The organism is Mycobacterium paraintracellulare (assembly GCF_000276825.1).
In the GTDB taxonomy this organism is placed as follows: Bacteria; Actinomycetota; Actinomycetes; order Mycobacteriales; family Mycobacteriaceae; genus Mycobacterium; species Mycobacterium intracellulare.
Genome location: NC_016948.1, coordinates 340,669 through 359,738, shown reverse-complemented (window position 1 = coordinate 359,738; position 19,070 = coordinate 340,669). Strand labels below are relative to the sequence as shown.

Below are 19,070 nucleotides of genomic sequence, written 5' to 3'. Positions count from 1 at the left end.
CGACCTTGTGCGCCAAGCGTTTCGCGACCGCGTCAGGGGCGCGGCGCCGGCGAGCCGGGAGCCGGGCTGACGGCCGTCGGCTGACCGGGTCCGCTGATGCCGGGGCCGGAGACGGGACCGCCGGGCCCGCCCGGGCCGCCCGGGGGCATCGGAACGATCAAACCGGGGCCGCCGGGACCGGGCCCCCAGGGCCCATTGTCGGGCCCGGGACCACCGGGGCCGCCGTACCACGATCCGGGACCACCGGGACCGGGTCCCCAGGGGCCATTGCCCGGCCCGGGGCCGGGTCCCCACGGCCCGTTGCCCGGGCCGGGGCCGCCCGGGTGAAACATGCCGTGGTGATGGTGGCAGTGGTAGTGGTGCTTCCAAATGAAGGCGCCGACGAAGAACACCGAGGAGAGGATGAACACGATGCCCGCGACGATCACCACCCAGGCTGCCGCCGTGTAGAGCCGCGGCGGCTTGACCCGCGGCGGCGGTGGCGGCGCGGGCGGAGTGGTCGCGGCGGCGGGGGTCGGCTCGGCTTGCGGTTCGGGTGTCTCGCTCATGCCATGCCATATTGCCCCGCACGCGATGTCCGGAACAGGCCCCGGCGGCAAATTGCCTGGAATCGAGACGTGGCCCGACGCTCGATGAGAGCGCCGGGCCACGAGTGGGTTGGGGGTTTTAGTTGGTCAGCACAATGACGCTGGGGGCCTGCCCCGGCGCTGCGTGCGAGGCCGCCGCGGAGTGGAAGATCGACGCCGGGAGCTGTCCCGGGGCCATGCCGCTGGGCCGCACGGGCGACGGACTGGCGGGCGCGGTGGTCGCGCCCGGGCCCGTGGGTGCGCCCGGGCCGCCCTGGGTGCCGCCGCCCGGTCCACCGGGCCCGCCGGGGCCGCGGTGATGCAGCATCGCGTGGTGGTGGTGCTTGTGGTGGTGATGGCCGTGATGGCCGCCGCGGTGGCCGAGGATGAAGCCGGTGAAGAAGATGACCGCGACGATGAACACGATCCCGGCGACGATGGCGACCCACGCGGCGAGTTGGAAGACCCGCGGGGCCCGATAGGCCGCTGCAGCGGCGGCCGGTGCAGTTGCGGTGGAGGTCCGCACGGTGGGGGTTTCAGGTGTTTCACTCATGAGACAAATGATGAAGCCGTTAACAGTAGTGGCGGCTATGCGCTACTTATGTAGGAGCTGTGAACCATCGCCGCCGCTCAGCGGGCGAAGCGCCTACTCGGGCTTGAACGGATTGACCGCGAACTGGATGACCCGGTACGGCGCGGCCACTCGCGCGCGGGTGTCCCACTGGCTCACGAAGATTCGCAGCTCGTCCAGCGTGGAACCGGGCGAGATGTAGCCGCCGTACGGTTGCGCGAGCCGGTTGTCGTACGGCGGCGGCAGGCTTTCCGCGGGCTCCGGCCACTCGTCGTGCTGCACCACCGTGGTGACCGGCGCGTCACCCAGCGCCGTCGGGTCGTCGGCCACCCGGACCTCCATGTTGCCCGTGACGGCATTGAAGTAGGACAACACGGCCTTGCCGTCGATCTGCCTGATGCACATCTCGCCCACCGCGTCCGGCCACAGCGGTGTCGGCGGCTTGCCCCACCCCCCGCTCGCGCCGGCCGCCCAGCCCTGCCAGCGGGACCGGTCGGTGAACGTTTGCGGTGTGGCGCGATACAGGACGACGGGGTCCCGACGGGTGAAGCTGTCGGCCACGATGTACACCCACCCGCTCGGCGATTCCGGGGTCGGGATCGGGTCGTAATACCCGCTGATCTGCGTCTGCGAGCCGCCTTGATACGAGGCGGGCCGCTTCGAACCCGGGATCGTCTGCCAGCCCGCGCGCGCCGGTTCGGCGGTCACCAGCCGGGAGCTCTGCGGCTCCAGGTCCTTCGTCGTCGTCACCATCAGGTAGTTGCGCCGGTTGATCTGCACCACCCCGGCGGGCAGTTGCGAGGAATCCGGCGGAGCGGGGTCGGCCAGCAGCGGGTGGGCGATCCCGGTGACGCCGGTGTAGCGCACCCCGGCCGGGTCGTCGACCGACGCGGTGTCGACGCGCAGCGCGACGGGCGCATACCAGCCGCCGAACCCGACGCCCTGGCCGGCGAAGCTGTCGCCGCAGACCTGCAGCAGTTCGGTGGGGAATTCGACGAATTCACACAGGTCGGTCGCGCCGATGCCGTAATCGCCTGTGGGAGTTCCGGTTCCGGCGGTCGGACCGATCCGCAGCACCTGACCGGGCGCCAGCGGCTGCAGGATCGGTTCCGGGGCGGGCGCCGGCGGATCGGCATGCGCGGCCCAAAACCATTGCGGCGCAAGCAAAGATGCCACAAGTAGCGAGAACCGCGTCGCGGAACTCACTCGCGGATTCACAACTCGGCGGCGAGTAACTCGGCGATCTGGATGGTGTTCAGCGCCGCCCCCTTGCGCAGGTTGTCTCCCGAGACGAACAGGGCCAGGCCGCGGCCGTCGGGCACCCCCGGATCCCGCCGGATCCTGCCGACGAGGGATTCGTCGGCGCCGGCGGCCGCCAACGGGGTCGGCACGTCGACCACCTTGACGCCGGGCGCGCCGTCGAGCAGCTCGCGGGCACGCTGCGGCGACAGCGGCCGCGCGAACTCGGCGTTGATCGACAGCGAGTGCCCGGTGAACACCGGCACCCGCACGCAGGTGCCGCTGACCGCCAGGTCGGGGATGCCGAGGATCTTGCGGCTCTCGTGGCGCAGCTTCTGGTCCTCGTCGGTCTCGCCGGACCCGTCGTCCACCAACGATCCGGCCAGCGGCACGACGTTGAAGGCGATGGGCGCCACGTAGGTCTTGGGCGCCGGGAACTGCACGGCGCCGCCGTCCTGCACCAGCTGCTCGGCGTCGTCGACGACCGCGCGGGCCTGCGTGGACAGCTCCTGGACTCCGGCGATCCCGCTGCCGGAGACCGCCTGATAGCTCGACACCACCAGCCGTTGCAGGCCGGCCTCGTCGTGCAGCACCTTCAGCACCGGCATCGCGGCCATGGTCGTGCAGTTCGGGTTGGCGATGATGCCCTTCGGACGGTTGGCGGCATCGCGGGCGAAGTTCACCTCGGAGACCACCAGCGGCACGTCGGGGTCCTTGCGCCAGGCCGACGAGTTGTCGATCACCGTCACCCCGGCCGCGGCGAACCGCGGCGCCTGCACCAGCGACATCGTCTTGCCGGCGGAGAACAACGCGATGTCCAGCCCGCTGGGGTCGGCCGTCGCGGCGTCTTCGACCTCGATCTCCTGGCCGCGGAACTCCAACTTGCGGCCCTGCGAGCGCGCCGACGCGAAGAACCGCACCGACGTCGCGGGGAAGTCCCGCTCGTCGAGCAACCTGCGCATCACCTGGCCGACCTGGCCGGTGGCGCCCACCACACCGATGGCAACCATCTATCTGCCCGTCCCCGCATACACCGTCGCCGACTCCTCGCCGCCGAGCCCGAACGCCTCGTGCAACGCCACGACGGCCTTGTCCAGTTCCGTGTCGCGGCACAGCACCGAGATGCGGATCTCGGAGGTGGAGATCAGCTCGATGTTGACGCCCACCTCGGCCAGGGACTCGCAGAAGGTGGCGGTGACCCCGGGGTGGCTGCGCATGCCCGCCCCGATCAGCGACACCTTGCCGACGTGGTCGTCGTAGAGCAGCTGGCTGAACCCGATCTCGTCCTTGAGCGCGTCGAGCTTGGCCACCGCGGTGGGCCCGCTGTCGCGCGAGCAGGTGAAGGTGATGTCGGTCTTGCCGTCCTCGACCTTGGAGACGTTCTGCAACACCATGTCGATGTTCACGTCGGCGTCGGCGAGCGCCCGGAAGACGCGGGCGGCATATCCGGGGATGTCGGGGATGCCGACGACGGTCACCTTGGCCTCGCTGCGGTCGTGCGCGACTCCGGTCAGGATGGGGTCTTCCATGGCTATGTCCTTGATCGATCCGACGACGACGGTGCCTGGGTTTTCCGAATACGAGGATCGGACGTGCACCGGAATGTTGTAGCGGCGCGCGTATTCCACGCAGCGCAGCATCAAAACCTTGGCGCCGCAAGCCGCCATCTCGAGCATTTCTTCGAAGGTGACCGTGTCCAGCTTGCGGGCGTTGTGCACGATCCTGGGGTCGGCGCTGAAGATGCCGTCGACGTCGGTGTAGATCTCGCAGACGTCGGCGCGCAGCGCCGCGGCCAGCGCCACCGCGGTGGTGTCCGAGCCGCCGCGGCCCAGCGTGGTGACGTCCCGGGTGTCCTGGCTGACGCCCTGGAACCCGGCCACCAGCACGACGCGTCCCTCGTCGAGCGCGGCCTGCAGCCGCCCCGGCGTGACGTCGATGATCTTGGCGTTGCCGTGGGTACCGGTGGTGATCACGCCGGCCTGCGAACCCGTGAACGAGCGGGCCTGCGCACCGAGCGATTCGATGGCCATCGCGACCAGGGCATTGGAGATGCGCTCACCGGCGGTCAGCAGCATGTCGAGTTCGCGCGGCGGCGGGGCCGGGCACACCTGCTGGGCCAGGTCCATCAGGTCGTCGGTGGTATCACCCATGGCGGAGACGACGACGACGACGTCGTTGCCCTGCTTCTTGGTAGCGACGATGCGCTCGGCCACGCGCCGGATCCGATCGGCGTTCGCCACTGAGGATCCGCCGTACTTCTGCACGACGAGCGCCACGTTTTTCCCTGCCTCTCCGGCCCTGGGCACTGCAATTTCGGGGATAAGTCCACAACAGAATACGTGCCGCCGCATGGTGATTTACGTCGCGATACCCGGTCGCCCGGAGCGCGGATTCGCTGCGGTCTCGGCGCCATTTTTACCAACGCGCTAAAAGCGGTAAAGTGCAGGACGTGCAGCGGGTGCTCCTCCTCGGACGCCGCGACGGGGTCTGATCCAGACCGGCTTCCCGTCGCGGGTGTTCGCGATGCGCCGGTCTGAGGTTCCTTCTGATATCCCCGGAGCAATTACCGTGACTTCCAATTCCGACGCATTCAGCTCGACACGCAGCATCGTCAAACCCGCGGGCCCGCCGGGGCCCGGGCAGCCCGCATGGAACCCCCAGCGCGGCTCGTCGATGCCGGTCAGCCGGTACCGGCCCTTCGCCGAAGAGGTCGAGCCGATCCGGCTCGCCGATCGCACCTGGCCCGACCGGGTCATCACCAGCGCGCCGCTGTGGTGCGCGGTGGACCTGCGCGACGGCAACCAGGCGCTGATCGACCCGATGAGCCCGGCCCGCAAGCGCCGCATGTTCGATCTGCTGGTCCGCATGGGCTACAAGGAGATCGAGGTCGGGTTCCCGTCGGCCAGCCAAACCGACTTCGACTTCGTCCGCGAGATCATCACCGACGGCGCCATCCCCGACGACGTCACCATCCAGGTGCTGACCCAGTGCCGGCCGGAACTGATCGAGCGCACGTTCGAGGCGTGCCAGGGCGCGCCGCAGGCCATCGTGCACTTCTACAACTCGACGTCAATCCTGCAGCGCCGCGTCGTATTTCGCGCCGAGAAGGCCGCGGTGCAAGACATCGCGACCGCGGGCGCCCGCAAGTGCGTCGAGGAGGCCGCCAAGTACCCGGGCACGCGGTGGCGGTTCGAGTATTCGCCGGAGTCCTACACCGGAACCGAGCTGGAGTACGCCAAGCAGGTGTGCGACGCCGTCGGCGAAATCATCGGGCCCACACCGGAAAACCCGATCATCTTCAACCTGCCCGCCACCGTGGAGATGGCCACCCCGAACGTCTACGCCGATTCGATCGAGTGGATGAGCCGCAACCTGGCCAACCGGGAATCGGTCATCCTGAGCCTGCATCCTCACAACGACCGCGGAACCGCCGTTGCCGCAGCGGAATTGGGCTACCAGGCGGGTGCCGACCGGATCGAGGGCTGCCTGTTCGGCAACGGTGAGCGCACCGGCAACGTCTGCCTGGTGACGCTGGGGCTGAACCTGTTCTCGCGCGGCGTGGACCCGCAGATCGACTTCTCCAACATCGACGAGATCCGCCGCACGGTGGAGTACTGCAACCAGCTGCCGGTCCACGAGCGCCACCCCTACGGCGGTGACCTGGTCTACACCGCGTTCTCCGGTAGCCACCAGGACGCCATCAACAAGGGCCTGGACCAGATGAAGGTCGACGCGGATGCCGCGGACACCGACGTCGAGGACATGCTCTGGCAGGTGCCGTATCTGCCGATCGACCCCAAGGATGTCGGGCGCACCTACGAGGCGGTGATCCGGGTCAACTCGCAGTCCGGCAAGGGCGGGGTGGCCTACATCATGAAGGCCGATCACGGCCTGGCCCTGCCGCGGCGGCTGCAGATCGAGTTCTCCCAGGTGGTGCAGAAGATCACCGACGGCGAGGGCGGCGAGGTCTCGCCGAAGGAGATGTGGGACGCGTTCTCCGAGGAGTATCTGGCCCCGGTGTGGCCGCTGGAGCGGGTGAAGCAGCGGGTCGACGCTTCGGAGGAGGACAGCGGCGTCACCAGCATCGCCGCGACCGTCAAGATCAACGGGGTGGAGACCGAGATCAGTGGGTCCGGCAACGGCCCGCTGGCCGCGTTCGTCCACGCGCTGGGCGATGTCGGATTCGACGTGGCCGTGCTGGATTACTCCGAGCACGCGATGAGTTCCGGTGACGACGCGCAGGCCGCGGCCTACGTCGAGGCTTCGGTGTCGATCGCGAGCGCGGCGGAGCCGGGCGAAGCGGGTCGGCACCCATCGGATCCGGTGTCGATCGCGAGCGCGGCGGAGCCGGGCGAAGCGGGTCGGCACCCATCGGGTCCGGTGGGCGCTCGCACGGTGTGGGGTGTCGGCATCGCGCCGTCGATCACCACAGCGTCGCTGCGTGCGGTCGTGTCGGCGGTCAACCGCGCGGCTCGCGCCTGATCAGACTCGCGCCTGATCAGAAGAGCGCGAGCTGCGGGTCGGAGTTGGTGGTGTCGGCGAATTCATCCATGCTGGTGCCGCCGATGACGGCTCGGACGCAGTCCATGAAGGTCGCGTCGGAGATCACCGGCACCCCCAACTTCCGGGCCAGATAGCCCTTGCCCTGCTCGGGCGCGGGGTCGTTGCAGACCACCAGCGAGGTCTCCCGGTCGACGGCCTCGCTGTAGGCCAGACCGGCGTGCAGGATCCGCTCGACGAGTTCCTCGTGGGTGCGGCCGACCTCGGCGGCCAGCGCCACCCGCATGCCCTGGACGAGGGGCCGCCCGCCCACGTAGGGGCCGGGGTTGAGATACGGGCAGGGCATCCGGGAGGCCAGCACCTTCAGCGGCCGCAGCTCGTCGTGGGTCACCCGGCCGTTCGGCCAGCGGCGCCGGGTCACCGGATGCACCGGCAGCCAGACGTCGCCGTCGCGGGCCAGCTTGAGCGCCGAGGCCAGCACTCCGGTCAGCACCATGGCGTCGTCGAAGGCGTCGTGGGGGCGCTCCTGGGTCACGCTCCAATGCGCCGCCAGCGTCTCCAGCCGCAGGTTGTCGACGCCGAGGTCCAGCCGCCGGGCCAGCTCGACCGTGCACATCACCGAGTCGACGGGAAGTTCGATGTCGGCGAGTTCGGCCTCGGCCGCAAGAAAGGCGTAGTCGAACGCCACGTTGTGGGCCACCAGCGTGCGGCCGCGCAGCACGTCGATCACGTCTGGAGCGATGTCGGCGAACTGCGGTTGGTCTTCCAGCATGGCGGCGGTCAGACCGTGCACGTGAGTGGGCCCCGGATCGACGCCGGGGTTGAGCAGGCTCACCACCGACTGTTCGACCTCGCCGTCGGCGTCCAGACCGAGCACCGCGAGGCTGATGATCCGCGCCTGACCTGGCCGGAAACCCGAGGTTTCGACGTCGATCACGGCCCAGCCCGCGTCCGGCTCGCTGGCAGGCCGCCCCCAGCACACCGCGCTCATGCACTGAGGATGGCACGGCCGACCGACATCATCGGTGTCACGCGGCGCCGTGTCGGGTGGGAAATCGGTGCGGGAATCCAACGCGGGCCGCACACATTTAAACTTCCCGGGTGGTCACCACCCGCGCCCGCCTGGCCCTCGCCGCGGGAGCGAGCGCGCGCTGGGCGTCGCGGGTGACCGGCCGCGGGGCCGGCGCGATGATCGGCGGGCTGATCGCGATGACGCTGGACCGCTCGGTTCTCCGGCAGCTCGCCGCCGGGCGGCGCACGGTCGTCGTTACCGGCACCAACGGCAAATCGACCACCACCCGGATGACGTCGGCCGCGCTGGCGACGCTGGGCCCGGTCGCCACCAACGCCGAGGGCGCCAACATGGACGCCGGCCTGGTGGCGGCGCTGGCCGCCAACCGGCAGGCGTCCCTGGCCGCGCTGGAAGTCGACGAAATGCACGTCCCCCACGTTTCCGACGCCGTCGAGCCCAGCGTCGTCGTGCTGCTCAACCTGTCGCGCGACCAGCTGGACCGGGTCGGCGAGATCAACGTCATCGAACGAACCCTGCGCGCGGGCCTGGCCCGACACCCGAACGCGGTGGTGGTGGCCAACTGCGACGACGTGCTGATGACGTCGGCCGCCTACGACAGCCCCAACGTGGTGTGGGTGGCCGCCGGGGGTTCGTGGTCGAACGACTCGGTGAGCTGCCCGCGCAGCGGCGAGGTCATCGTCCGCGAGCGCGGCCACTGGTTCTCCACCGGCGCCGACTTCAAGCGGCCCAGCCCGCAGTGGTGGTTCGACGATCACACGCTGCACGGCCCGGACGGGTTGTCCCTGCCGATGCGGTTGACGCTGCCGGGCGCGGTGAACCGGGGCAACGCCGCCCAGGCCGTGGCCGCCGCGGTCGCCCTGGGCGCGGATCCGGCGGCGGCGGTCGCGGCCGTCTCGTCCGTCGACGAGGTCGCGGGGCGCTACCGGACCGTCCGCGTCGGCGAGCACGAGGTGCGGATGCTGCTGGCCAAGAATCCGGCAGGCTGGCAGGAGGCGCTGTCGATGGTGGACAAGCGCGCCGCCGGGGTCGTCATCTCCATCAACGGCCAGGTGCCTGACGGGGAGGACCTGTCGTGGTTGTGGGACGTGCGTTTCGAACACTTCGAGCAGACGGAAGTCGTGGCCGCCGGCGAGCGCGGCACCGACCTCGCGGTGCGCCTCGGCTACGCGGGGGTCGAGCACACCTTGGTGCACGACACCGTCGCCGCGATCGCGTCGTGCCCACCCGGGCGGGTTGAGGTTGTCGCCAATTACACCGCGTTCCTCCAGCTGCAACGAGCGTTGGCGCGCCGTGGCTGACTCGACGGTGCGGATCGGGCTGGTCCTGCCCGACGTGATGGGCACCTACGGCGACGGCGGCAACGCCCTGGTGTTGCGCCAGCGGCTACTGCTGCGCGGCATCCCCGCCGAGATCGTCGAGATCACCCTGGCCGACCCGGTGCCGGAGTCGTTGGACCTCTACACGCTGGGCGGGGCCGAGGATTATGCGCAACGGCTGGCCACCCGTCACCTGATCAAGCACCCGGGCCTGCAGCGCGCCGCGGAACGCGGCGCGCCGGTGCTGGCGATCTGCGCGGCCGTCCAGGTGCTCGGGCACTGGTACGAGACCTCGGCCGGGGAACGCGTGGACGGCGTGGGCATGCTGGACGCGACGACGTCGCCGCAAGCGGCGCGCACCATCGGCGAGCTGGCGACCAGGCCGCTGTTGGCGGGCCTGACCGAGCGCCTCACCGGGTTCGAGAACCACCGCGGGGGCACCGTGCTGGGCCCGTCGGCGTCGCCGCTGGGCGCGGTGGTCAAGGGCGCCGGCAACCGGTCCGGGGACGGATTCGACGGCGCGGCGCAGGGCAGCGTGATCGCGACGTACATGCACGGGCCGTGCCTGGCCCGCAACCCGCAGCTGGCCGACCTGCTGCTGGGTTCGGTGGTCGGTGAGCTGCCGCCGCTGCCGATGCCGGAAGTGGACCTGCTGCGCCGCGAGCGGTTAGCGGCGCGCTAGGGGGTTGCCGAGATGACGAAGATCCGCCCGAGACTGGCCGCCGGTGCCGCACTGGTCGCCGCGTTCGTCGCGTCGTCGGCGCCGTCGCACGCCAGCCCGGAAGTGCTCAACGGCCGGTACAACGTGCTCTACGCGGACAACGACAAGCCGACCGCCTGGCTGTTCGTCCCGTGCGGGTCGGACTGCACCCTGGCGACCTCCCAGGATGGCGGGACGTTCGTCATCAGCTGGGAGTTCCACCTCGCCGACGGGCGGTGGACGCACAGCGGCACGTCCCAGGCGCCGTGCCCGAACGGCGCGTCCGCTCCGGTGACCGTCAACTACAGCTTCGACGCCGTGTCGCTCGCCGGCGAGGGCCAGCAGACGACGACGGACGCGTGCGGCCCGGAGGTGGGCAGGACCTTTACCAGGTCGTTCCAATTGAGCAAGGCCTGACGAACGTCAGACCATGGCCCGGCGGCCGGCCAGCGCGCGGCCGAGCGTCAGCTCGTCGGCGAACTCCAGGTCACCGCCCATCGGCAGCCCGGAGGCGATCCGCGTCACGGTCAGGCCGGGGATGTCACGCAGCATCCGCACCAGGTAGGTGGCCGTCGCCTCGCCCTCGGTGTTCGGGTCGGTGGCGATGATCACCTCGGTGATGTCGACGTCGTCGACCCGCTCCCCGATCCGGCTCAGCAGCTCGCGGATCCGCAGCTGGTCGGGCCCCACCCCGGACAGCGGATCGAGCGCCCCGCCCAGCACGTGATAGCGGCCGCGGAATTCGCGGGTGCGCTCGACGGCCTGCACGTCCTTCGGTTCCTCGACGACGCAAACCTGCGACCCGTCCCGCCGCGGATCGGCGCAGATCCGGCACCGTTCGTTGTCGGAGACGTTGCCGCACACCGCACAGAACCGCACGCCGTCGCGCACCTTGGCCAGCACCGCGGTCAGCCGGTCGATGTCCGGCGGCTCAACCGACAGCAGGTGGAAGGCGATGCGCTGGGCGCTCTTGGGCCCGATGCCGGGCAGCTTGCCCAGCTCGTCGATCAAATCCTGGACGGGTCCTTCGAACATGTCAGGGCGGGATCTAAATCCCCGGCGCCGGCGCGGGCGGTTGCCCCGGCGGCGGCCCGAACCCACCGGCCAGCGACCCGAGCCGCTCCTGCGCCATCCGGGTGACCTGCTTGGACGCGTCGGCCATGGCGCCGACGATCAAGTCCTGCAGGGTCTCGACGTCCGACGGGTCGACGACGGAGGGATCGATCTTCACGGCGACCACCTCGCCGCTGCCCTTGACGACGACGCTGACCAAACCCCCACCGGCTTGACCATGCACCTCAGCGTTCGCCAGCTGCTGCTGGGCCTCCATGAGCTTTTGCTGCATCTGCTGCGCCTGGGCCAGCAGCGCCGACATATCGCCTCCGGGTTGCATGACAGTCCCCTCGCATCTTGGTCTCGACTTGATTTCGCTCGTGAGTCTCCGGCGATTCGGAACACCCAGCGTAAACCGCGCGCCGTTACCTTTGCGCCGTGGACCTACGACTGAGCAGACGTGTCGGGATCAAATTGGCGGTCGGCGCGCTCGTTGCCGCCTCGACGGCGATCACCCCGGCCGCGTGGGGGGTTCCCTCCAACATCGCCGGCATGGTGGTTTTCATCGATCCGGGTCACAACGGCTCCAACGACGCGTCGATCAGCCGGCAGGTGCCCACCGGCCGCGGCGGCACCAAGGACTGCCAGGCCAGCGGGACGGCGTCCGCCGCCGGCTATCAGGAGCACACCTTCACCTGGGACACCGCGCTGCGGGTCCGCGCCGAGTTGACCGCGCTGGGAGTGCGGACCGCCCTGGCACGCGCCAACGACACCGGGCTGGGGCCCTGCGTCGACGAGCGCGCCAGCATGGCCAACGCGCTGCACCCCAACGCGATCCTGTCCATCCACGCCGACGGCGGCCCGCCGTCCGGGCGCGGGTTCCACGTCAACTATTCGGCGCCGCCGCTCAACCAGGCCCAGGCCGGGCCGTCGGTGCAGTACGCCCGCATCATGCGCGACCAGATGCAGGCGTCGGGCATCCCGCCGGCCAACTACATCGGGCAGAACGGGCTGTACGGACGCTCGGACCTCGCCGGCCTGAACCTCGCGCAGTACCCGTCGGTTCTGGTCGAGTGCGGCAACATGAAGAACCCCGCGGACTCGGCGCTGATGCAGTCCGCGGAAGGCCGGCAGAAATACGCCGACGCGATGGTCCGCGGCGTCGCGGGTTTCCTGGCCTCGCAGGGCCAGGCGCGCTGATCGCCCGCCCGGCGCTAGCCTTCGAGTTCCTTCTTCAGGTTGGCCAGCACCTCTCCCTGAATCCTCTTCAGCCCCAAGGGCGCAAAGGTCTTTTCGAAGAAGCCCTTGACGCCGCCCGCGCCGGTCCAGGTGGTCTTCACGGTGACGCTGGAGCCCGGCCCGGCGGGCGCCACCGTCCAGTTGATCACCATGGTCGAGTTGGCGTCCTTCTCGATGACGGTGTGCCCGGCCACGTCCACGTTGACCTGCACGTCGCGGACGCGTGATTTGGTGGCCTGCAGCCTCCACTTGGCGACCGTGCCCGCCCCCTGCCCGCCCTGCAGCACCTGGTAGTCGCTGTACTGCGGCGAGAGAATTTTCGGACGCACCGTCTGATAATCCGCGACGGCGGCCAGGGTCGCCGCAGGCTCGGCATTGATCAAGATGGTGCTGTCGGCGCTCACCTGTCCCAAGGCGACCCCTCCTCGTGATGAATTCCCCGGCGCCGCCGCTCGCGGCGGATGCACGGGCTGTTGTCGAAGACTAGGGTATATGTGGTGCCTGTCCTTGGATCTGCACTCTCGGCCCACAAGTCGGGCGTTGACCGGCTGCTGGCAAGCTATCGATCCATTCCCGCAACGTCCGCGGTCCGGCTGGCCAAACCGACGTCAAACCTGTTCCGCGCCCGCACCAAACGTGACGCGCCCGGCTTGGACACCTCGGGGCTGACCGGCGTCCTGAGCGTGGATCCCGAAACCCGCACCGCGGACGTCGCCGGCATGTGCACCTACGCGGACCTGGTGGCCGCAACGCTGCCCTACGGCCTGTCGCCCCTGGTCGTCCCGCAGCTGAAGACCATCACCCTCGGCGGGGCGGTCAGCGGCCTGGGGATCGAGTCGGCGTCGTTCCGCAACGGGCTGCCGCACGAATCGGTGCTGGAGATGGATATCCTCACCGGCGCTGGCGATTTGCTCACCGCATCACGTACCCAGCACCCGGACCTGTTCCGCGCCTTCCCGAATTCCTATGGGACACTGGGGTATTCGACCCGGCTTCGGATCGAGCTGGAACCCGTCGCACCGTTCGTCGCGCTGCGCCACATCCGCTTCCGCTCGCTGCCCGCGCTGATCGCCGCGGCCGAACGCATCGTCGACACCGGCGGGCAGGGCGGAACCCCGGTCGACTACCTCGACGGGGTGGTCTTCAGCGCCGACGAAAGCTACCTGTGCGTGGGCCGGCGGACCACCACCCCCGGCCCGGTCAGCGACTACACCGGCAAGGACATCTACTACCAGTCCATCCGGCACGACGCCCCGGGCATGGATGCGACCAAGGATGACCGGCTGACCATCCACGACTACTTCTGGCGCTGGGACACCGATTGGTTCTGGTGCTCGCGCGCGTTCGGCGTGCAGGACCCGCGGGTGCGACGCTTCTGGCCGCGCCGTTATCGGCGCAGCAGCTTCTACTGGAAGCTGATTTCCCTGGACCGGCGCTTCGGGATCTCCGACCGCATCGAGGCGCGCAACGGGCGGCCCCCACGCGAACGGGTGGTGCAAGACATCGAGATTCCAATCGAACGGACCTGCGACTTCCTGGAGTGGTTCCTGGACAACGTGCCAATCACGCCAATCTGGTTGTGCCCGTTGCGCCTTCGCGACCGCGACGGCTGGCCGTTGTACCCGATGCGGCCGGATCACACGTACGTCAACGTCGGCTTCTGGTCGTCGGTGCCGGGGGGCGCGACCGAGGGCGCCGCCAACCGGATGATCGAAGAAAAGGTGAGCGAACTCGACGGGCACAAGTCCCTGTACTCCGATTCCTTCTACTCCCGCGAGGACTTCGACGAGCTGTACGGCGGCGAGGCCTACAACACCGTCAAGAAAACCTACGACCCCGATTCTCGTTTACTCGACCTCTACGCAAAGGCGGTGCAACGGCGATGACGACTACCAAGGAACCCCACCGCACGTCGCACGGGAAACTGAGCATGGCAGAGATCCTGGAGGTCTTCGCCGCCACCGGCCGACATCCGCTGAAGTTCACCGCCTACGACGGCAGCATCGCCGGCAACGAGGACGCCGAACTGGGCCTGGACCTTCGCAGCCCCCGCGGCGCCACCTATCTGGCGACCGCCCCCGGCGAACTCGGCCTCGCCCGCGCCTACGTGTCGGGCGACCTGCAGGCGTACGGCGTTCATCCGGGCGACCCGTACCAACTGCTCAAGACGCTCACCGATCGGGTGGAATTCAAGCGGCCCCCGGTGCGGGTGCTGGCCAACGTCGTGCGGTCGCTGGGGTTCGAGCGGTTGCTGCCGGTTGCGCCGCCCCCGCAGGAGGCGCTGCCAAGGTGGCGGCGCATCGCCGACGGGCTGATGCACACGAGGACCCGCGACGCCGAGGCCATCCACCACCACTACGACGTGTCCAACACCTTCTACGAATTGGTGTTGGGGCCGTCGATGACCTACACCTGCGCGGTGTATCCCGATGCCGACGCGACACTCGAACAGGCGCAGGAGAACAAGTACCGGCTGATCTTCGAGAAGCTGCGGCTGAAGGCCGGCGACCGGCTGCTCGACGTCGGCTGCGGCTGGGGCGGCATGGTGCGCTACGCGGCCCGGCGCGGCGTCCGGGCCACCGGCGCCACCCTGTCGGCCGAACAGGCGAAGTGGGCGCAGAAGGCGATCGCCGAGGAAGGCCTTGCGGACCTGGCCGAGGTGCGCCACACCGACTATCGGGACGTGGGCGAGGCGGCGTTCGACGCCGTGTCCTCGATCGGGCTGACCGAGCACATCGGCGTCAAGAATTACCCCGCCTACTTCGGCTTCTTGAAGTCGAAGCTGCGCACCGGCGGCCTGCTGCTCAATCACTGCATCACCCGCCACGACAACACGTCGACGTCGTTCGCGGGCGGATTCACCGATCGCTATGTCTTCCCGGACGGGGAGCTGACCGGCTCGGGCCGCATCACCTGCGACGTCCAGGACTGCGGCTTCGAGGTGCTGCACGCGGAGAACTTCCGCCACCACTACGCGATGACGCTGCGCGACTGGTGCCGGAATCTGGTCGAGAACTGGGACGCCGCGGTCAGCGAGGTCGGCCTGCCGACCGCGAAGGTCTGGGGCCTGTACATGGCGGCGTCACGGGTTGCGTTCGAGCAGAACAACCTTCAGCTGCATCACGTGCTGGCGGCCAAGACCGACGCGCGGGGCGACGACGACCTGCCGCTGCGGCCGTGGTGGACGGCCTGACGGTCTGACGCTCAGCCGTTGTCGATGCGGCGCGCGCCGAGCTCGTTCTGGAGCAGTTCGAGCGCGACCTCTTCCGGGTCGCGGCGCGGGCCCGACGGCTGGTCGCGGACGGCCTCGGCGAGCAGGTGTTCTTCCTCGGCCCGCCGGGCCGAATCCGGTTCGGGGGCAGGCTCTTCGGGCTGCGGTGTCAGCGGGTTGGCCGCGGCCTGCGCCGGCGTGCCGGCCTCGCACCGCACTCGCCAGTTGACTCCCAGCGCGTCCTTGAGCGCCTCGGCGATGACGTCGGCGTTGCGCTGTTCGCACAGCCGCTTGGCCAGCGGCGCCGATTCGTGGCTCAGCACCAACGTGTTGTCCTCGATCGCCCGGACGGTGGCGCCGGCCAGCATCACCTCGGTGGTGCGGCTGCGCTGACGGACCTTGTCGCGCACGGTCGACCACATGCTGCGCACCGCTGCGGCGTTGAGTTCGCCGGGCGCAGAGGATGTTTCGGCCGCCGGCGAGGGGGCGGGGGCGGGCGCCGGAGGAGGCTCGGGTGCCGGCGCGGGCTCGGCCTTCGGCTCGGGCTTTGGCTCGGGCTTCGGCTCGGGCTTTGGTTCGGGCTTCGGCTCGGGCTTGGGGGCAGCCGCGGACGGTCGGGTGAAGCGGACCGGCCGGTCGGCGGGCTCGGCCGGCCGGCCCGCGGTGGCCTCCGAGCCGGGAATGGACATGTCCAGCCGGGTCTCGATCCGCTCGACGCGTTGCAGCAGCGCGGCTTCGGTGTCGCTGGCCGAGGGCAACAGCAGCCGCGCGCACACGACCTCGAGCAACAGGCGCGGCGCCGTCGCGCCCCGCATCTCCCCCAGCCCCGCCTGCACCACCTCGGCGTAGCGGGTCAGGGTCGCCGTCCCGAGCCGGGTCGACTGGTCGCGCATCCGCTCCAGCACGTCCTCCGGTCCGTCCACCACGCCGCGGGCCGCCGCGTCCGGGACGGCCTGCAGCAGGATCAGGTCGCGGAACCGCTCCAGCAGATCGGTGGCGAAACGCCGGGGGTCGTGGCCCGCGTCGATCACCGACTCCACCGCCCCGAACAGCGCCGCGGCATCGGCGGCGGCCAGAGCGTCCACGGCGTCGTCGATCAACGCCATGTCGGTGGCCCCCAGCAGGCCCAGGGCCCGCTGGTAGGTCACGTGGGCGCCCTCGGCGCCGGCCACCAGCTGGTCGAGCACCGACAGGGTGTCGCGGGGCGAGCCGCCGCCGGCGCGGATCACCAGCGGGTAGACCGCGTCGTCGACGACGACGCCCTCCTGCTCGCAGATCCGGCCGATCAACGCCCGCATGGTCTTCGGCGGCAACAGCCGGAACGGGTAGTGATGGGTGCGCGACCGGATCGTCGGCAGCACCTTCTCCGGCTCGGTGGTGGCGAAGATGAAGATGAGGTGCTCGGGGGGTTCCTCCACGATCTTGAGCAGCGCGTTGAACCCCGCGGTGGTCACCATGTGCGCCTCGTCGACGATGAACACCCGGTAACGCGACTGCGCCGGCGCGTAGAACGCGCGGTCGCGTAGCTCGCGGGTGTCGTCGACACCGCCGTGGCTGGCGGCGTCGAGCTCGACGACGTCGATGCTGCCGGGCGCGTTGGGCGCCAGGGCCTGGCACGAGTCGCAGACCCCGCAGGGGGTCGCCGTCGGCCCCTGGGCGCAGTTCAGCGACCGGGCGAGGATCCGCGCCGAGGAGGTCTTGCCGCAGCCGCGCGGACCCGAGAACAGGTACGCGTGGTTGATCCGGCCGGCCTCCAGCGCGATCGACAGCGGCTCGGTGACGTGCTCCTGCCCCACCACTTCGGCGAAGGTTGCCGGACGGTACTTGCGGTAGAGGGCCACGGTCAGCAGGCTACCGGCGTCGTCCGACGACGATGCGGGCGCGGCAGGGTCGTCGGTTCACACTCGATCGCGGGCCAGCAACGACTCCGAGGCGGCCAGCAGCGCGCAGGTGGCCAGGCCGTCGACCGCGTCGCGCAGATCCGGAAGCGACGGGAAGGTCGGCGCGATCCGGATGTTCGTGTCGTTCGGATCCTTGCGGTACGGGAACGACGCGCCCGCCTCGGTCACCGCGATCCCCGCGTCCTTGGCCAGCGCGACGGTCCGCTTCGCCGTGCCGGGCAAGACGTCGAGGCTGATGAAGTAGCCGCCCTTGGGGTCGGTCCACGAGGCGATCTTGGAATCGCTGAGCCGCTGATCCAGGATCTCGGCCGCCAGCGCGAACTTCGGCGCCAGGATCTGCTGGTGCCGCAGCATGTGCAGGCGCACCCCGTCGGCGTCGCGGAAGAAGCGCAGGTGCCGCAGCTGGTTGATCTTGTCCGGTCCGATCGACTTCTTCCCCGCGTACTGCAGATACCAGGCGATGTTGCCCAGCGATCCGCCCAAAAAGCTGACGCCGGCGCCGGCGAAGGTGATCTTGGACGTCGACGCGAGAACGTACGGGCGGTTGGGATTGCCGGCCGCCGCCGCCAGGCCGAGGACGTCGACCTGCCGGACGAAGTCGTGGGTCAGGGTGTGCACGGCGTACGCGTTGTCCCAGAACAACCGGAAATCGGGTGCGGCGGTCCGCATCTGGACGAGCCGCAGCACCGTGTCCCAGGAGTAGGTGACCCCGGTGGGGTTGCCGAACACCGGCACGGTCCACATGCCCTTGATGGCGGGATCCGCGGCGACCAGTTCCTCGATCAGGTCGACGTCGGGCCCGTCGGACAGCATTGGGACACCGATCATCTCGATGCCCATCGTCTCGGTGATGGCGAAGTGCCGGTCATAGCCGGGGACGGGGCATAGGAACTTGACGCTGGCCTCGTCCTTCCAGGGCCGCTGCGAATCCACGCCGCCGTAGAGCATCGAGAACGCGACGAGGTCGTGCATCAGTTCCAGGCTGGAGTTGTTTCCCGCGATCAGGTTCTGCACCGGGATGCCGAGCAGCTCACCGAAGATGGCTCGCAGCTCCGGCAGGCCGTGCAGGCCGCCGTAGTTGCGGGTGTCGGTGCCCTCGCCGTCGCGGTAGTCGTCGCCGGGCAGGCTCAGCAGCTGGTTGGACAGGTCGAGCTGGGCGGGCGCCGGCTTGCCGCGGGTCAGGTCCAGGGCCAGCTTTTTGGCCTGCAAATCCGCGTAATCCTGCTGGTGGCGAGCGTGTGCGGCGGCAAGCTCGGCAGGGCCGAGGGACTCCAGCGACACCATGGACCCTTTCGCTATCAAGGCGTGGGAGGTGGCGATCGCAAGCGCGGCCAGCCGGGCGCAGCGGGTCGCCACTCAATCGAATCCTGTGGCGATCGCAAGCGCGGCGGAGCCGGGCGCAGCGGGTCGGCACCCGTTTAACCTAGGGGACCCCGCGCACCCGACAGAGCCCATTGACCCTTGCTGCCTTCCGGCCCTGGGGGAGTTCACAGGATAGACGCCGCGCGGGGTCCACCGAGAGTCTAGTACCTTCCCCGGAGCAACCGGCGAACGCGGTCTGGCCCTCGGTTACCATGGCCACGGAGGATTCGCCTAGTGGCCTATGGCGCTCGCCTGGAACGCGGGTTGGGTTAACAGCCCTCGCGGGTTCAAATCCCGCATCCTCCGCCATCGGTCCGCCCCGCGGACACGCACAAAGCGGTTTGGTGTCGAGTCGGTCCCCTCAGGCCGGCTCGAACCA

18 protein-coding genes, 1 tRNA gene and 1 other RNA gene are annotated in these 19,070 nt (G+C 69.7%); 8 read left to right on the top strand and 12 right to left on the bottom strand.

What is annotated here, in order from left to right; genetic code table 11:
• Positions 1 to 32 precede the first annotated feature (32 nt).
• The 5 genes from OCQ_RS01740 to OCQ_RS01720 form a co-directional block, all read right to left on the bottom strand.
• Positions 33 to 548, bottom strand: a complete 516-nt coding sequence (locus tag OCQ_RS01740) for a hypothetical protein (RefSeq protein ID WP_008263266.1) — start codon at positions 546 to 548, stop codon at positions 33 to 35.
• Positions 549 to 666: 118 nt separating this feature from the next.
• The gene (locus OCQ_RS01735) at positions 667 to 1,092 is read right to left on the bottom strand and encodes a hypothetical protein (protein ID WP_008263265.1); all 426 of its coding nucleotides are present in this window, start codon (positions 1,090 to 1,092) and stop codon (positions 667 to 669) included.
• Between the two features lie 120 nt (positions 1,093 to 1,212).
• A complete protein-coding gene (locus tag OCQ_RS01730; protein WP_036429778.1) occupies positions 1,213 to 2,343 on the bottom strand; it encodes a DUF4185 domain-containing protein in 1,131 nt (376 codons plus the stop codon).
• Between the two features lie 8 nt (positions 2,344 to 2,351).
• Complete coding sequence (locus tag OCQ_RS01725; RefSeq protein ID WP_014383687.1) at positions 2,352 to 3,386, bottom strand: aspartate-semialdehyde dehydrogenase; 1,035 nt, start codon at positions 3,384 to 3,386, stop codon at positions 2,352 to 2,354.
• Positions 3,387 to 4,652: an aspartate kinase gene (locus tag OCQ_RS01720; RefSeq protein WP_008263260.1), complete on the bottom strand. Its 1,266-nt coding sequence runs from the start codon at positions 4,650 to 4,652 to the stop codon at positions 3,387 to 3,389. It lies immediately after the preceding gene.
• Positions 4,653 to 4,899: 247 nt separating this feature from the next.
• Between OCQ_RS01720 and leuA the strand changes: the two genes are divergently transcribed.
• Positions 4,900 to 6,858, top strand: coding sequence for a 2-isopropylmalate synthase (gene leuA, locus OCQ_RS01715; protein ID WP_263650247.1), 1,959 nt, complete (start codon positions 4,900 to 4,902; stop codon positions 6,856 to 6,858).
• Positions 6,859 to 6,874: 16 nt separating this feature from the next.
• Here the strand turns inward: leuA and OCQ_RS01710 are convergent, their stop codons facing one another.
• Positions 6,875 to 7,867: a DEDDh family exonuclease gene (locus OCQ_RS01710; RefSeq protein WP_008263256.1), complete on the bottom strand. Its 993-nt coding sequence runs from the start codon at positions 7,865 to 7,867 to the stop codon at positions 6,875 to 6,877.
• 110 nt (positions 7,868 to 7,977) lie between these two features.
• Between OCQ_RS01710 and OCQ_RS01705 the strand changes: the two genes are divergently transcribed.
• Genes OCQ_RS01705 through OCQ_RS01695 form a run of 3 tightly spaced genes read left to right on the top strand, consistent with a single transcriptional unit; the run spans position 7,978 to position 10,342 of the window.
• Positions 7,978 to 9,207, top strand: coding sequence for a Mur ligase family protein (locus OCQ_RS01705; RefSeq protein ID WP_014383685.1), 1,230 nt, complete (start codon positions 7,978 to 7,980; stop codon positions 9,205 to 9,207).
• Between the two features lie 37 nt (positions 9,208 to 9,244).
• Positions 9,245 to 9,907 carry a type 1 glutamine amidotransferase gene (locus tag OCQ_RS01700; protein ID WP_232065643.1) on the top strand — a complete coding sequence of 221 codons (663 nt, stop codon included), beginning with the start codon at positions 9,245 to 9,247 and terminating at the stop codon, positions 9,905 to 9,907.
• Positions 9,908 to 9,919: 12 nt separating this feature from the next.
• Positions 9,920 to 10,342, top strand: coding sequence for a hypothetical protein (locus OCQ_RS01695; RefSeq protein WP_009952028.1), 423 nt, complete (start codon positions 9,920 to 9,922; stop codon positions 10,340 to 10,342).
• 6 nt (positions 10,343 to 10,348) lie between these two features.
• Here OCQ_RS01695 and recR read toward each other — a convergent pair whose 3' ends face one another.
• Together recR and OCQ_RS01685 are read right to left on the bottom strand one after the other, a co-directional pair.
• On the bottom strand, positions 10,349 to 10,960 hold the full coding sequence (gene recR / locus OCQ_RS01690) for a recombination mediator RecR (RefSeq protein WP_008263246.1): 612 nt from the start codon (positions 10,958 to 10,960) through the stop codon (positions 10,349 to 10,351).
• 13 nt (positions 10,961 to 10,973) lie between these two features.
• The gene (locus OCQ_RS01685) at positions 10,974 to 11,318 is read right to left on the bottom strand and encodes a YbaB/EbfC family nucleoid-associated protein (RefSeq protein ID WP_026071056.1); all 345 of its coding nucleotides are present in this window, start codon (positions 11,316 to 11,318) and stop codon (positions 10,974 to 10,976) included.
• Positions 11,319 to 11,416: 98 nt separating this feature from the next.
• Here OCQ_RS01685 and OCQ_RS01680 point away from each other — a divergent pair, with 98 nt between their 5' ends.
• A complete protein-coding gene (locus OCQ_RS01680) occupies positions 11,417 to 12,178 on the top strand; it encodes an Rv3717 family N-acetylmuramoyl-L-alanine amidase (protein WP_009952026.1) in 762 nt (253 codons plus the stop codon).
• Positions 12,179 to 12,192: 14 nt separating this feature from the next.
• Here the strand turns inward: OCQ_RS01680 and OCQ_RS01675 are convergent, their stop codons facing one another.
• Positions 12,193 to 12,630, bottom strand: coding sequence for an SRPBCC family protein (locus tag OCQ_RS01675; protein WP_026071057.1), 438 nt, complete (start codon positions 12,628 to 12,630; stop codon positions 12,193 to 12,195).
• An 81-nt stretch (positions 12,631 to 12,711) separates the two neighbouring features.
• Between OCQ_RS01675 and OCQ_RS01670 the strand changes: the two genes are divergently transcribed.
• Together OCQ_RS01670 and OCQ_RS01665 are read left to right on the top strand one after the other, a co-directional pair.
• Complete coding sequence (locus tag OCQ_RS01670) at positions 12,712 to 14,103, top strand: FAD-binding oxidoreductase (RefSeq protein ID WP_179960098.1); 1,392 nt, start codon at positions 12,712 to 12,714, stop codon at positions 14,101 to 14,103.
• The gene (locus OCQ_RS01665) at positions 14,100 to 15,410 is read left to right on the top strand and encodes a class I SAM-dependent methyltransferase (RefSeq protein WP_020188345.1); all 1,311 of its coding nucleotides are present in this window, start codon (positions 14,100 to 14,102) and stop codon (positions 15,408 to 15,410) included. The genes OCQ_RS01670 and OCQ_RS01665 overlap by 4 nt, the downstream gene beginning before the upstream one ends.
• An 11-nt stretch (positions 15,411 to 15,421) precedes the next feature.
• Here the strand turns inward: OCQ_RS01665 and OCQ_RS01660 are convergent, their stop codons facing one another.
• The 3 genes from OCQ_RS01660 to ffs form a co-directional block, all read right to left on the bottom strand.
• Positions 15,422 to 17,269 (bottom strand): DNA polymerase III subunits gamma/tau, encoded by a 1,848-nt coding sequence (locus tag OCQ_RS01660; RefSeq protein ID WP_008263232.1) that lies wholly within the window; start codon positions 17,267 to 17,269, stop codon positions 15,422 to 15,424.
• 57 nt (positions 17,270 to 17,326) lie between these two features.
• Positions 17,327 to 18,610, bottom strand: coding sequence for an aminotransferase class I/II-fold pyridoxal phosphate-dependent enzyme (locus OCQ_RS01655; RefSeq protein WP_029383892.1), 1,284 nt, complete (start codon positions 18,608 to 18,610; stop codon positions 17,327 to 17,329).
• Positions 18,611 to 18,750: 140 nt separating this feature from the next.
• An RNA gene (ffs, locus tag OCQ_RS25710) (signal recognition particle sRNA small type) lies at positions 18,751 to 18,847 on the bottom strand.
• 64 nt (positions 18,848 to 18,911) lie between these two features.
• Here ffs and OCQ_RS01650 point away from each other — a divergent pair.
• Positions 18,912 to 19,000 (top strand) — tRNA-Ser (locus tag OCQ_RS01650).
• The last annotated feature ends 70 nt before the right edge of the window (positions 19,001 to 19,070 follow it).

What these genes read in the sequence shown, in the direction of transcription:
- OCQ_RS01710 (WP_008263256.1), bottom strand. Translation starts at nt 7,867, where the DNA reads ATGAGCGCGGTGTGCTGGGGGCGGCCTGCCAGCGAGCCGGACGCGGGC.
- OCQ_RS01695 (WP_009952028.1), top strand. Translation starts at nt 9,920, where the DNA reads ATGACGAAGATCCGCCCGAGACTGGCCGCCGGTGCCGCACTGGTCGCC.
- leuA (WP_263650247.1), top strand. Translation starts at nt 4,900, where the DNA reads ATGCGCCGGTCTGAGGTTCCTTCTGATATCCCCGGAGCAATTACCGTG.
- OCQ_RS01725 (WP_014383687.1), bottom strand. Translation starts at nt 3,386, where the DNA reads ATGGTTGCCATCGGTGTGGTGGGCGCCACCGGCCAGGTCGGCCAGGTG.
- recR (WP_008263246.1), bottom strand. Translation starts at nt 10,960, where the DNA reads ATGTTCGAAGGACCCGTCCAGGATTTGATCGACGAGCTGGGCAAGCTG.
- OCQ_RS01700 (WP_232065643.1), top strand. Translation starts at nt 9,245, where the DNA reads ATGGGCACCTACGGCGACGGCGGCAACGCCCTGGTGTTGCGCCAGCGG.
- OCQ_RS01740 (WP_008263266.1), bottom strand. Translation starts at nt 548, where the DNA reads ATGAGCGAGACACCCGAACCGCAAGCCGAGCCGACCCCCGCCGCCGCG.
- OCQ_RS01685 (WP_026071056.1), bottom strand. Translation starts at nt 11,318, where the DNA reads ATGCAACCCGGAGGCGATATGTCGGCGCTGCTGGCCCAGGCGCAGCAG.
- OCQ_RS01665 (WP_020188345.1), top strand. Translation starts at nt 14,100, where the DNA reads ATGACGACTACCAAGGAACCCCACCGCACGTCGCACGGGAAACTGAGC.